17 protein-coding genes and 1 tRNA gene are annotated in these 13,066 nt (G+C 39.5%); 17 read left to right on the top strand and 1 reads right to left on the bottom strand.

Translation table 11 applies throughout. From position 1 onward, the window contains the following. The first annotated feature begins 91 nt into the window (after positions 1–91). From nudB to ruvB, 6 genes are read left to right on the top strand one after another with little or no spacing between them, the layout of a single operon-like run. Entirely contained in the window at positions 92–550 is a 459-nt protein-coding gene (nudB, locus tag AC979_RS03875; protein WP_049372935.1) for a dihydroneopterin triphosphate diphosphatase, read from the top strand. Positions 551–597: 47 nt separating this feature from the next. Continuing rightward, positions 598–1,338, top strand: a complete 741-nt coding sequence (locus tag AC979_RS03870; protein WP_049372934.1) for a YebC/PmpR family DNA-binding transcriptional regulator — start codon at positions 598–600, stop codon at positions 1,336–1,338. 17 nt (positions 1,339–1,355) lie between these two features. Beyond that, positions 1,356–1,790, top strand: a complete 435-nt coding sequence (locus AC979_RS03865; protein ID WP_049372933.1) for a hypothetical protein — start codon at positions 1,356–1,358, stop codon at positions 1,788–1,790. A gap of 50 nt (positions 1,791–1,840) precedes the next feature. Then, positions 1,841–2,413 (top strand): crossover junction endodeoxyribonuclease RuvC, encoded by a 573-nt coding sequence (gene ruvC, locus AC979_RS03860; RefSeq protein ID WP_049372932.1) that lies wholly within the window; start codon positions 1,841–1,843, stop codon positions 2,411–2,413. Positions 2,414–2,471: 58 nt separating this feature from the next. Beyond that, on the top strand, positions 2,472–3,083 hold the full coding sequence (gene ruvA, locus AC979_RS03855; RefSeq protein WP_049372931.1) for a Holliday junction branch migration protein RuvA: 612 nt from the start codon (positions 2,472–2,474) through the stop codon (positions 3,081–3,083). A gap of 13 nt (positions 3,084–3,096) precedes the next feature. Next, positions 3,097–4,104: a Holliday junction branch migration DNA helicase RuvB gene (gene ruvB / locus AC979_RS03850; protein ID WP_049372930.1), complete on the top strand. Its 1,008-nt coding sequence runs from the start codon at positions 3,097–3,099 to the stop codon at positions 4,102–4,104. 55 nt (positions 4,105–4,159) lie between these two features. On the opposite strand, the gene AC979_RS03845 is transcribed toward ruvB, so the two are convergent. Further along, positions 4,160–4,471, bottom strand: a complete 312-nt coding sequence (locus AC979_RS03845) for a DUF5339 domain-containing protein (RefSeq protein WP_049366385.1) — start codon at positions 4,469–4,471, stop codon at positions 4,160–4,162. Between the two features lie 459 nt (positions 4,472–4,930). On the opposite strand from AC979_RS03845, the gene AC979_RS03840 reads away from it, so the two are divergent. From AC979_RS03840 to AC979_RS03795, 11 genes are all read left to right on the top strand, one after another. After that, entirely contained in the window at positions 4,931–6,496 is a 1,566-nt protein-coding gene (locus AC979_RS03840) for a cytochrome ubiquinol oxidase subunit I (protein WP_014064908.1), read from the top strand. A 14-nt stretch (positions 6,497–6,510) separates the two neighbouring features. Then, the gene (cydB, locus tag AC979_RS03835; protein ID WP_014064909.1) at positions 6,511–7,650 is read left to right on the top strand and encodes a cytochrome d ubiquinol oxidase subunit II; all 1,140 of its coding nucleotides are present in this window, start codon (positions 6,511–6,513) and stop codon (positions 7,648–7,650) included. Positions 7,651–7,661: 11 nt separating this feature from the next. After that, a complete protein-coding gene (locus tag AC979_RS10375; protein ID WP_101494276.1) occupies positions 7,662–7,760 on the top strand; it encodes a cytochrome bd oxidase small subunit, CydX/CbdX family in 99 nt (32 codons plus the stop codon). A 2-nt stretch (positions 7,761–7,762) separates the two neighbouring features. Beyond that, on the top strand, positions 7,763–8,050 hold the full coding sequence (ybgE, locus tag AC979_RS03830; RefSeq protein ID WP_049372929.1) for a cyd operon protein YbgE: 288 nt from the start codon (positions 7,763–7,765) through the stop codon (positions 8,048–8,050). 71 nt (positions 8,051–8,121) lie between these two features. After that, the gene (gene ybgC / locus AC979_RS03825) at positions 8,122–8,550 is read left to right on the top strand and encodes a tol-pal system-associated acyl-CoA thioesterase (protein ID WP_005696676.1); all 429 of its coding nucleotides are present in this window, start codon (positions 8,122–8,124) and stop codon (positions 8,548–8,550) included. A 20-nt stretch (positions 8,551–8,570) separates the two neighbouring features. Further along, complete coding sequence (gene tolQ, locus AC979_RS03820) at positions 8,571–9,257, top strand: protein TolQ (protein WP_005696675.1); 687 nt, start codon at positions 8,571–8,573, stop codon at positions 9,255–9,257. Positions 9,258–9,335: 78 nt separating this feature from the next. Beyond that, a complete protein-coding gene (gene tolR / locus AC979_RS03815; protein ID WP_032803822.1) occupies positions 9,336–9,755 on the top strand; it encodes a colicin uptake protein TolR in 420 nt (139 codons plus the stop codon). 18 nt (positions 9,756–9,773) lie between these two features. Continuing rightward, complete coding sequence (gene tolA, locus AC979_RS03810; RefSeq protein ID WP_049372928.1) at positions 9,774–10,997, top strand: cell envelope integrity protein TolA; 1,224 nt, start codon at positions 9,774–9,776, stop codon at positions 10,995–10,997. A 41-nt stretch (positions 10,998–11,038) separates the two neighbouring features. After that, a complete protein-coding gene (gene tolB, locus AC979_RS03805) occupies positions 11,039–12,322 on the top strand; it encodes a Tol-Pal system beta propeller repeat protein TolB (RefSeq protein ID WP_005696671.1) in 1,284 nt (427 codons plus the stop codon). Positions 12,323–12,346: 24 nt separating this feature from the next. Further along, positions 12,347–12,814: a peptidoglycan-associated lipoprotein Pal gene (gene pal, locus AC979_RS03800; protein WP_005696669.1), complete on the top strand. Its 468-nt coding sequence runs from the start codon at positions 12,347–12,349 to the stop codon at positions 12,812–12,814. Between the two features lie 176 nt (positions 12,815–12,990). Beyond that, positions 12,991–13,066, top strand: a tRNA-Lys gene (locus AC979_RS03795).

Raw genomic sequence — 13,066 nt, 5'->3', positions numbered from 1 at the left:
ATAATTACCGCACTTTAGTTTTAAAGTGCGGTAATTTTTTTGAAAGTTTTTAGTAGAAAAGGTATGATGCTGCCCATTCTCAATTATACAGATGACTAGTTTGAAATATAAAAATAATCAATCGGTTCTCGTGGTAATTTATGCAGAAAGCACGCATCGTGTTCTTATGCTTCAACGTCAAGATGATTCTACTTTTTGGCAATCTGTTACGGGGACATTAGAAAGAAATGAAACACCAAGAGAAACCGCCATTCGGGAAGTTTGGGAAGAAGTTGGATTAAAAATAGAAGAAAATTCGACCGCACTTTTTGATTGCAAAAAGAGCATAGAATTTGAAATTTTCCCGCATTTCCGCTATAAATACGCACCGAATGTGACTCACTGTCATGAACATTGGTTTTTATTGGCAGTTGAGCAGGAATTTGAGCCGATATTAAGTGAGCATTTGGCGTATCTATGGGTTTCACCTGAACAAGCGATCCAAATGACGAAATCGCCGAATAATGCCGAGGCTATCAAAAAATATTTGATGAACGGCTTTCCTCTATAGAAGAGGGTATAATTTACAAACGTTTTTAAGATAAGAAGGAAAACAACATGGCAGGCCATAGTAAGTGGGCAAATATTAAACACCGTAAAGCAGCACAAGATGCGCAACGCGGTAAAATTTTTACAAAATTAATTCGTGAATTAGTCACTGCTGCAAAAATTGGTGGCGGTGATGTCAGTGCAAACCCGCGTTTACGTGCAGCAGTAGATAAAGCTTTATCAAGCAACATGACTCGCGACACCATTAACCGTGCGATTGAACGCGGTGTGGGCGGTGGTGATGACACCAATATGGAAACAAGAATTTACGAAGGTTATGGTCCGGGTGGAACTGCTGTGATGGTTGAGTGTCTAAGTGACAACGCAAATCGAACCATTTCACAGGTTCGCCCAAGTTTCACTAAATGTGGTGGTAACTTAGGGACTGAAGGTTCTGTGGGCTATTTATTCAGCAAAAAAGGCTTGATTTTAATTAGCGAAGGTGAAGAAGATGCGTTAATGGAGGCGGCAATCGAAGCCGGTGCGGATGATATTCAGCCACAAGATGATGGTTCATTCGAAATCTATACTGCGTGGGAAGATTTAGGTTCTGTGCGCGATGCAATCGAAGCAGCAGGATTTAAAATTGATAACGCAGAAGTCACAATGATTCCATCAACAACGGTTGATCTTGATCTTGAAACTGCGCCTAAATTGTTGCGTTTAATTGACATGTTAGAAGACTGTGACGATGTACAAAACGTATATCATAACGGTGAAATTAGTGATGAAGTTGCAGCTCAGCTGTAATTTTAAGGAGATTTAGAATGAAATTAGCTAAAGTATTACCTGCAATGGCCGCTCTTGTTGTTTTATCAGCTTGTGCAAGCGATGCACCAAAAATGGAAAACAAGGCAGAGCAAACTGCAGCACCTACTGTAACGGATAAAACAGTAGTTTATACTTGTAACAAGAAAACTGTAACTGCAGTTTATCAATTCGAAAACCAAGAGCCAACAGCGGCAATGGTAATGGTAGGCAACAAAGTTGTTGCGAAAGATTTTGCTCGTGATGCAGCTCAAAAAGACTTCACTTCATTTACTTCTGGCAAATATGTTTGGAACGTAGACAGTGGTTTAACTTTAGATAAATTCGATTCTGTTGTGCCAGTAAATCTTTTAATCAAAGGCAAAAAAGCAGATAAAATTGTTGTGAAAAACTGTGATGTAGATGCAAAAGCAACTGCAAAAGCAAACCAATAATTAACGCTAAAAACGGCCGGCATTGACCGGCCGTTTATTTTTGAGAATTTATGAGTATTATTTTAGGCATTGACCCTGGTTCTCGTGTAACGGGCTATGGTGTGATTAGGCAAAATGGTCGCCAATTAGAATATCTCGGCAGTGGAGCAATCCGCACGCAGGTCGAGGATTTACCGACACGCTTAAAACGAATTTATGCCGGTGTGACAGAAATCATCACGCAATTTCAGCCGGATATGTTTGCCATTGAACAAGTGTTTATGGCTAAAAATGCGGATTCCGCTTTAAAACTGGGACAAGCTCGTGGTACCGCAATTGTGGCTGCTGTGAACCACGATTTACCTGTATTTGAATATGCGGCTCGCTTGGTGAAACAGACTGTTGTTGGGATTGGTTCGGCAGATAAAGTTCAAGTACAAGATATGGTGATACGAATTTTGAAGCTCTCAGATAAACCACAAGCTGATGCGGCAGATGCTTTAGCCATTGCGATTACACATGCCCACACCATTCAACATTCTTTGCATATTGCGAGCTCGGTCAAGACGACAGAAACACATGAAAAAATGACCGCACTTTTAAAAACAAGGTATAGCCGAGGTCGATTTAGATTAAAAATTTAACTGGATTAATATCCAGTTTTATTTTATTCTATGCAAAAAATTTTTACATGGAAATCTTATGATCGGTCGTTTAAAAGGCATCTTATTAGAAAAACAACCTCCTGAAATTTTGCTTGATGTACAAGGCGTTGGTTACGAATTATTGTTACCGATGACCAGTTTTTATGATTTACCTGAAATCGGGCAAGAAACTACTTTATTTACCCATCTTGTTGTGCGTGAAGATGCTCATCTTCTTTTTGGATTTGCCCAAAAAACTGACCGCACTTTATTCCGTGAATTAATTAAAACCAATGGTGTTGGACCTAAATTGGCACTTGCGATCTTATCTGCAATGTCAGTAGAGCAGTTTGCTTACGCTATTGAGCGAGAAGAACTGTCAAAATTAGTGAAAATTCCTGGTGTGGGCAAGAAAACAGCTGAACGTTTATTGGTAGAGTTAAAAGGTAAGTTTAAAGATGTTCGCCAAAGTGATTTCTTTGTGGAGAGCAAACATATTCCTTCAACTTCAGAATTACGCAAAGCTGAAAGCTCAGCAGATGAAGCGATTGCTGCATTAATTGCATTAGGCTATAAACCAACCGATGCTGAAAAAATGGTGAAAAAAGTGGCTAAAGCAGACTTAACCAGTGAGCAATTAATTCGCGAAGCCTTAAAAGCCGCACTATAAAGATTAAACAGATATGATCGAAGCAGATAGAATTATTAGCAGTCAGGCAAAGATGGATGAAGATGTCATCGATCGTGCGATTCGTCCAAAACTTTTAGCCGACTATGTGGGACAACCACAAGTGCGAGAGCAGATGGATATTTTCATCAAGGCCGCAAAATTGCGTCAAGATGCCTTAGATCATCTGTTGATCTTTGGTCCTCCAGGTTTAGGAAAAACAACGCTAGCTAATATTGTGGCAAATGAAATGGGTGTGAATATTCGCACAACATCAGGCCCTGTGCTTGAAAAAGCTGGCGATTTAGCGGCAATGCTGACAAATCTTGAACCCCATGATGTGTTATTCATTGATGAAATTCACCGTCTTTCTCCTGCGATTGAAGAAGTGCTTTATCCGGCAATGGAAGATTATCAGCTGGATATTATGATTGGTGAAGGGCCAGCAGCACGTTCAATTAAATTGGATTTACCCCCTTTTACATTAATTGGCGCTACAACCAGAGCTGGTTCATTAACCTCGCCATTGCGTGATCGTTTCGGTATTGTTCAACGTTTAGAATTTTATTCCGTTGAAGATTTAACGTCTATTGTGACAAGAAGTGCCTCTTGCTTAAATCTAGAATTAGAAGATAAAGCCGCTTTTGAAGTCGCTCGTCGTTCACGTGGTACGCCTCGTATTGCAAACCGTTTATTGCGTCGCGTTCGAGATTTTGCTGATGTGCGTAATGATGGCATTATTTCGGCAGACATTGCGAAACAAGCGCTTTCAATGTTGGATGTAGATGATGCGGGCTTTGATTACTTAGATAGAAAATTACTTACCGCAGTGATTGAACGTTTTGATGGTGGACCAGTTGGGTTAGATAACTTGGCGGCAGCAATTGGCGAAGAGCGTGACACTATTGAAGATGTGTTAGAACCTTACTTGATTCAACAAGGATTTTTACAGCGTACGCCTCGAGGCCGAATTGCGACTTCGTTAACTTATCGACACTTTGGACTTCAGAAGCAGTCAGAATAAGAGATAGAAAAAAGGACATATTGATATCAATATGTCCTTTCTTTTTAAAACTTGATTAGTTAGTTTCTTCAGTATAGCTCTTCATACTATTTAATCTTGCTAAACCCACATCACAGCTTTTTTGTTGAGTTGCTAATTCCATTTCAAGAATTTGCTGTTTGCTTTGATTAAGTTTACTTTTAATTTTACCTACTTGAGTATGAGTGCCTGGCTGTTTTTCTGCTTGGGCAATCAAATTTTCTGTTTCTTTAAATAACTGTGTGCATTGTTGTGGAAGAGCAGCTTTGTTTTCTGTAATAGGTGCTGCAGTGGCAGATAGAGCCATCGAACCGAAAAGTGCGGTCAAAATTACACAAATTTTTTTCATTGTAAATCCCTACAAATCTTTCCAAATATTATTGGGCTAAAAAATAGCAAAATCTTGTCGCCCTGTCTAGTGGTTATTTTGTCTATTTCTTTTCGATAAAGTTTCCTTGTGATAGAGATAAATTTTTTTATTTGAGATAAATATGCAAGATTTGATGCAGATCAATTTCGCTATAGTTACGCTAAATAGGGTATTTTGTAACTTATATCAAAAAATGTGATCAATATAACGGTTTTTTCTATTTTTTATCCTCATAAATAGTAGTAGAATAGGGCAAAATTTTGAATGTTTATATTGTAATCGGTTACTGCATTCTGTTTTTAGAATAGAAAAGGCAATTATTACGTAAATAATTCAATGTTTCTTAACGATTTTTGTTGAGTAGTTTGGGGTGATTATTTGGGATTATCCTTGGTAATCATAAAGTGAAAATCTTGTAGATTTATACAAGGAGTTGAGATGTTAGACGTTGTTGATCTCTCACGCTTGCAGTTTGCGTTAACTGCGTTATATCACTTCATTTTTGTACCATTAACATTAGGTTTATCTTTCGTTCTTGTGATCATGGAAACCATTTATGTTAAAACGGGCAAAGAAGTATATAAAGATATGACTAAATTCTGGGGTAAGTTATTTGGTATTAACTTTGCTCTAGGGGTAACGACCGGTATTATCATGGAGTTCCAATTCGGGACAAACTGGTCTTATTATTCTCACTATGTAGGTGATATTTTCGGTGCACCATTAGCGATCGAAGCATTACTTGCATTCTTCTTAGAATCCACTTTCGTGGGGCTATTCTTCTTCGGTTGGGATCGTTTAACTAAAGGTAAACACTTACTCGCAACTTACTGCGTAGCCTTTGGTTCAAACCTTTCTGCGATGTGGATTTTAGTGGCAAATGGTTGGATGCAACATCCAGTAGCGGCAGAATTTAACTTTGAAACCGTTCGTATGGAAATGACCAGCTTCTTAGATCTTTGGTTAAATCCAGTTGCGCAAAGTAAATTCTTACATACATTAACAGCAGGTTATTCAACTGGTGCAATGTTTGTATTAGGTATTAGTGCATTCTATTTATTAAAAGGCCGTGATATTGGTTTTGCTAAACGTTCATTCTCTGTAGCGGCAACCTTTGGCTTTATCGCGGCATCAGCAGTATTAATTATGGGTGATGAATCAGGTTACGACATCGGTAAAGCACAACCTGTGAAATTAGCTGCAATGGAAGCTGAGTTTGAAACTCATCCTGCACCAGCTCCATTCCACCCAGTGGCGATTCCAAATACTGCAGAAATGAAAAATGATTTTGCGATTGAAATCCCATATTTAGGTGGTTTAATTGCAACGCGTTCTTTAGATACTGAAATCGTTGGTTTGAAAGAAATTCAAGCAAAAAATGAAGGTCGTGTTCGTAACGGTATGGTTGCTTATGATTTATTCACACAATTAAAAGCAGAGAAAAAATCAGCAGGCCAAGTAAATCCAGAAACTAAAGCAAAATTTGATGAAGTCAAAGGTGATTTAGGTTTCGGTTTATTATTAAAACGTTACACAGATAAAGTTGTAGATGCAACGGATGAACAAATTAAACAAGCAGCACGTGATACTATTCCAAACGTAGGTCCTAACTTCTGGGCGTTCCGTGGTATGTTAGCGGCAGGTGGTTTAATTATTTTACTGACCTTTGGTGCATTTGTTCAAAATTTACGTAACAAAGTCACTTCTTCTCGCTTATTACTTAAAGCATTGCTTTGGGGTATCCCATTGCCAATCTTAGCGATTGAATTTGGTTGGTTCTTAGCTGAATTTGGTCGTCAACCGTGGGCGATTTATGAAGTATTACCGGTGGGTGTGTCTGCCTCTAACTTGAGTGTAGGTGACTTATGGTTCTCTATCGGTTTAATTTGTGTACTTTACTTCTTCTTCATCATTGCGGAAATGTATTTGATGTTTAAATATGCACGTTTAGGTCCAAGTGCATTGAAAACCGGCAAATACTATTTTGAGCAATCATCTAAATAAGCAGGAGATGGATTATGCTTGATTATGAAATTCTACGTATTATTTGGTGGGTGCTAGTTGTTGTATTGCTTATCGGTTTCTCTGTAACAGATGGATTCGATATGGGCGTGACCGCACTTTTACCCGTAGCTGGTAAGAAAGAAGTAGAAAGACGTATTATGATTAACTCTATTGCTCCACACTGGGATGGTAACCAAGTTTGGTTATTAACTGCTGGTGGTGCAATCTTCGCGGCATGGCCGATTGTTTATTCTGTGGCGTTTTCAGGCTTCTATATTGCCTTATTCCTTGTGTTAGCTGCGTTATTCTTCCGTCCAATTGGTTTTGAATATCGTGCGAAAATTGATAATCCAACATGGCGTGCCGTGTGGGATTGGGGCTTATTTGCGGGTGGTTTTGTACCTGCATTAGTATTCGGTGTAGCATTTGGTAATTTATTACAAGGTGTACCATTCGAATTAAATGAGCTTTCACAAGCAACTTACACAGGTTCTTTCTTTGCATTATTAAACCCATTCGCATTACTTTGCGGTGTGTTAAGCCTTGCAATGTTAGTGACTCACGGTGCAAACTGGTTACAAATGAAAACCACTGCTGCATTGCGTGATCGCGCAAGAGCGATTACACAAATCGGTGCATTAGTGACATTAATTACTTTTGTACTTGCAGGTGTGTGGCTTTCTTTCAAAGATGGTTATGTGGTGACTAGCACGATTGATCATTTTGCAGCGTCAGCACCAGCTTCAGGTAAGCAAGTAGCAGTTGAAGCAGGTGCATGGTTCAAAAACTTCAATGAAAATCCAGCTTTATGGGCATTCCCAGTATTAGCTGTGGTTGGTGCATTATTAAATGTGGTTGCATCTAAAGCAAATCGTTGTGGTTTTGCGTTCTTCTTCTCTGTATTAACAATGGCTGGTGTGATTATTACTGCGGCAGTATCAATGTTCCCATTTGTAATGCCTTCAAGTACTCATCCAGAACAAAGTTTGTTAATGTGGGATGCAACGTCAAGTGAATTAACATTAACCTTAATGTTCTACTTGGCATTAGTATTTGTTACCATCTCATTGCTTTACACCATTTGGTCATACTACAAAATGTTTGGTCGCTTGGATGAAAGCTTTGTTGAAGACAACAAAAACTCATTATACTAAGGAGAAACAATATGTTATACGTAATTTGGGTAGTGGGTGTGTTGGCTGCAGTTATGGTGAGTGCTAAATTAACCATTGGCAAAGAAAAGTCAGGTAAATTTGACGAGTAATGATGATTAATTCACTCTATCAATTAAGTAATAAGGGTTCCTTGCGAACCCTTTCGTTTATTTTGGCGTTATTTTTAACCGCGGCTTTCTTTTTAAATTTAAATCAATTTTCGACCGCACTTCGAACTGCACATCCAGCTTGGATTCTTGCGATTTTTTGGGGATTGATTAATTTGTGGATCCACGGTATCGGATTTGAAATTCGTCGAGCAATATGGCAGCTCGTTTTCTTGCCGTTTATTGGTTATTTCACCACAATAATTGCCATTGTTCAGCATTGGTTTTTATAAGAGCGATAGACAAATATTATTATTTGGATCTTGCACATCTAATGAACAGGTTCTAAAATAAGCGGCTTGTTATGGCTGATAATTTGAGCATTATTTTGAATAACCAATGTTTTACCTTTCCGGTTCGTGTCTATTATGAGGACACGGATGCAGGCGGAGTAGTGTATCACGCACGTTACTTACATTTCTTTGAGCGTGCGCGAACTGAATATTTAAGAACGCTTAATTTTTCCCAACAATCATTATTGCAGGAACAACAGTTAGCTTTTGTGGTCAAAACCATGTCTATTGACTATTGTATTCCGGCAAAATTGGATGATTATCTTATTGTCGAAACGGAAATAACGGCAGTGAAAGGAGCAACAATTCTCTTTGAACAGCGGTTAGTTCGTGAGACAGTGGTGTTATCGAAGGCTACTGTTAAGGTAGCCTGTGTTGATCTAGGCAAAATGAAACCTGTCGCAATTCCTGAAGAATTAAAAGCGGCATTTTTAAAGTAAATAACTTTTCGGAGTATGCAATGACTGCAGAATTGAACTTTTTAGATCTTTTTCTAAAAGCGAGTATCGTTGTTCAACTTGTAATTGTGATCTTGATTTCGTTCTCAATTATTTCTTGGGCAATCATCATTCAACGTAGCCGTATTTTGACGAGCGCGTTAAAAGAAGCGAACACTTTTGAAGATCGTTTCTGGTCTGGTGAAGATTTAAACAAACTTTATGATGGTTTATCTAATCGTCGTGAAGTATTAACGGGTAGCGAACAAATTTTCTTTGTTGGCTTTAAAGAATTCTCTCGCTTAAAACAAGTGAACGCAGATGCGCCAGAAGCAATCATTAAAGGTACGACTCGTGCAATGAACCTTGCGATGAATCGTGAAGTAGAAGCGCTTGAAAGTCGTGTACCTTTCTTAGCAACAGTGGCTTCTGTGAGTCCATATATTGGTTTATTTGGTACCGTTTGGGGGATCATGCACGCATTTATGGCGTTAAGTGGTGCGAAACAAGCAACATTACAAATGGTTGCTCCAGGTATCGCAGAAGCCTTGATCGCAACTGCAATCGGTTTGTTTGCGGCGATTCCAGCTGTAATGGCGTATAACCGTTTAAGCTTACGTGTAAATGCGATTGAACAAAATTATGGTAACTTCATTGATGAATTCACCACAATTTTACATCGTCAAGCTTTTGGTAAAGCGCCCCATTAAAAATCAATGAAAAATTGACCGCACTTGATAAATCAGACGAAAAGTGCGGTGGATTTTAGCGAAGTTTTAGAGGAAATTATGGCTCGTCGTCAGCGTAAAGACATTAAATCTGAAATTAACATCGTGCCATTTCTCGATGTTCTTTTAGTTTTAGTGTTAATTTTTATGGCAACCGCGCCGATTATCAGTCAGAGCGTTCAAGTGGAACTCCCTGATTCGGTGCAAAGTCAAAATGTATCAAATGAAGATAAAACACCGGTTATCTTAGAAGTAGCAGGTGTAGGGCAGTATTCGATTTCTATTGGTGGTCAACGCCAAGAAGGCCTTAACGAAGAAATGGTAACCCAATTATCAAAACAAGAATTTGATAAAGACAATAACACAATGTTCTTAGTGGGCGGAGCAAAAGATGTACCTTATGAAGAAGTGATTAAAGCACTGAATTTACTACATCTTGCCGGCATTAAGTCTGTGGGTTTAATGACCAACCCAATTTAAGAATAAGTAGGTAAAACCGTGCAGAATAATCGACGAAAAAAACGTGCAAATGAGTTTGTCATCTCTATTGCGATGCACCTTGCATTGTTTGGTTTGTTGATTTGGAGCTCTCTTTATCAAACCGTTGAAATAATGGGTGGTGGAGAAGGTGAAGGTGATGCCATGGGAGCTGTGATGGTCGATACCGGCAGCGCAGCACAGGAATGGGGACGTATTCAACAACAGAAAAAAGGTCAAACTGATAAACAGAAAAAACCAGAACCTGTAGTCGAAGAGAAGAAACCAGAGCCTGAACCTGAACCAAATCAGCAAGAAATTGCGAAACAAGAAGAGATTAAGCGTCAGCAGGAAATTCAACGTCAAAAAGAACTTGAAAAACAAAAGCAGCAAGAAATTGAAAAGCAAAAACAGCAACAAGAACTTGCTCGTCAAGAGGCGTTAGAAAAGCAGAAACAAGCTGAAGAAGCGAAAGCAAAACAAGCTGCTGAAGCAGCGAAGTTAAAAGCTGATGCAGAAGCGAAACGTTTAGCGGCAGCTGCTAAACAGGCTGAGGAAGAGGCAAAAGCTAAAGCACAAGCCGAAGCTCAAAAAGCGAAAGAAAAAGCTGAAGCAGATGCTAAAGCGAAGGCTGAGGCGAAAGCCGATGCTGAAGCAAAAGCGAAGGCCAAGGCAGAAGCAGATGCTAAAGCGAAAGCTGAGGCAGATGCTAAGGCTAAAGCAAAAGCTGAAGCTGATGCAAAAGCGAAAGCAGATGCAGAGGCAAAAGCTAAGGCTGAAGCAAAAGCTAAAGCGGATGCAGAAGCAAAAGCGAAGGCTGACGCAGCAAAACGTAAAGCAGATCAAGCAGCTTTAGATGACTTCATGAACGGCGGAGATGTCGGTGGTGGTAGTGCATCTAAAGGTGGTAATGCAAATAAAGGCGGTACACAAGGTAGTGGTGCAGGACTAGGTGCTGGAGATGGTGGTAAAGTTGGTGACCAATATGCAGGTGTCATTAAACGTGAAATTCAACGCCGTTTCTTAAAAGACCCAAGCTTTGCCGGTAAAGTTTGTAGCATTAAAATCCAACTCGGTCGAGATGGCACGATTTTAGGCTACCAACGCGTTTCTGGACCTGATGATATTTGTACTGCAGCATTAAGTGCGGTAGCGAGAACGAAAAAAGTTCCAGCAGCACCATCTGATGCTATTTATGAGAAATATAAAGCGCCGACTATCGATTTTGATATCAATGCTCGATAATCGGTTTTAGGAAAGTAACAACGTTAAAATAAGGTGATTAAATGAAATTGATCAAACGTGTTATGGGGCTATTTGTGGTGATGTTTGCATTTGCAAGCACAGCAATGGCAGAAGATGAAGTTCGAATTGTGATTGATGAAGGTGTTGATGGCGCTCGTCCTATCGCAGTTGTTCCTTTCGCAGGTTCTGCACCTGAAAATATTGGTCAAATTGTTGCAGATGACTTACGTAATAGTGGTAAATTTAACCCAATTCCAGTGAGCCAAATGCCACAACAACCAACGACTGCAGCAGAAGTAAAACCTGAAGCTTGGACTGCTTTAGGTATTGATGCTGTTGTGGTAGGTCAAGTGACATCAACTGGTAGTGGTTATAACATTTCTTACCAATTAGTTGATACTGTAGGGGCATCAGGTACACCTGGTGCGGTGCTTGCACAAAATAGCTATACAGTGACAAATAAATGGTTACGCTATGGTGCACATACCGTGAGTGATGAAGTATTTGAAAAATTAACCGGTATTCGTGGTGCTTTCAGAACTCGTATCGCTTATGTGGTGCAAAAAAATGGTGGCTCACAACCTTATGAAGTTCGTGTAGCAGATTATGATGGTTACAATCAATTCATCGTAAATCGTAGCTCACAACCAATTATGTCTCCAGCATGGTCTCCAGACGGTAAACGTTTAGCTTACGTATCTTTTGAGAACAAAAAATCTCAACTTGTTGTACAAGACTTAGGTTCAGGTTCTCGTAAAGTGGTCGCCTCTTTCCCAGGACATAACGGTGCGCCAGCATTCTCTCCAGACGGTTCTAAACTTGCCTTTGCTTCTTCACAAGATGGTTTATTAAACATCTATGTAATGGGCTCAAATGGTGGTACACCGACTCAATTAACTCGTGGTGCGGGCAATAATACAGAACCATCATGGTCTCCAGATGGTAGTTCAATTCTCTTTACTTCAGATAGAAGTGGTTCACCACAAGTTTATCGCATGAGCGCAAGCGGTGGTGGTGCGTCACCAGTTGGTGGTCGAGGTAGTGCGCAAATCAGTAGTGATGGTAAAACACTTGTGATGATCAATGGTAATAACAACGTGGTGAAACAAGATCTCACCAGCGGTAGTTCTGAAGTATTAAGTACATCTTTCTTAGGTGAAAGCCCAAGTATTTCTCCTAATGGTATCATGATTATTTACAGCTCTACACAAGGGCTAGGAAAGGTGTTACAATTAGTTTCTGCAGATGGTCGCTTTAAAGCGAGTCTTCCAGGAAGTAATGGCCAAGTGAAATTTCCAGCTTGGTCTCCATACTTGACTAAATAAAAAAACTCATTGAGGAGAAATCTAATGAACAAATTTGTTAAATCATTATTAGTTGCTGGTTCAGTAGCTGCATTAGCAGCATGTAGCTCATCAAACAACGATGCAGCAGGCAACGGTGCTAACAACGGTCAAACTTTCGGTGGTTACTCTGTTGAAGATCTTCAACAACGTTACAACACCGTGTACTTCGGTTTCGACAAATTCAACATCGAAGGTGAATACGTTCAAATCTTAGATGCTCACGCTGCATACTTAAATGCAACTCCAGCTTCTAAAGTTGTTGTTGAAGGTAACACTGACGAACGTGGTACTCCAGAGTACAACATCGCTTTAGGTCAACGTCGTGCTGATGCAGTTAAAGGTTTCTTAGCTGGTAAAGGTGTTGACGCTGGTAAAGTATCTACTGTTTCTTACGGTGAAGAAAAACCTGCAGTGTTAGGTCACGATGAAGCAGCATACTCTAAAAACCGTCGTGCAGTGTTAGCATACTAATTTTTAAAGAATTTTGATTCTTAGAAAAAGGGAGAGTAGAAATACTCTCCTTTTTTATTTGTTCTAAGATATTGTTAGAAATTGACGAGTATTCACGCAATTAACACAATTTCTTCAGATTTTTCTTGCGTCAGAAAATAAAATCGGTAATATACGCACCTGTTACGAAATGATGTGGGTCGTTAGCTCAGTCGGTAGAGCAGCGGACTTTTAATCCGTTGGTCGAAGGTTCGAATCCTTCACGACCCACCA

The sequence above is a fragment of the Parahaemophilus parainfluenzae genome (assembly GCF_001053575.1).
GTDB classification, from domain to species: domain Bacteria; phylum Pseudomonadota; class Gammaproteobacteria; order Enterobacterales; family Pasteurellaceae; genus Haemophilus_D; species Haemophilus_D parainfluenzae_S.
Note: the sequence above shows the minus strand (reverse complement) of the source record. Positions and strands in the feature narration are given on the sequence as shown.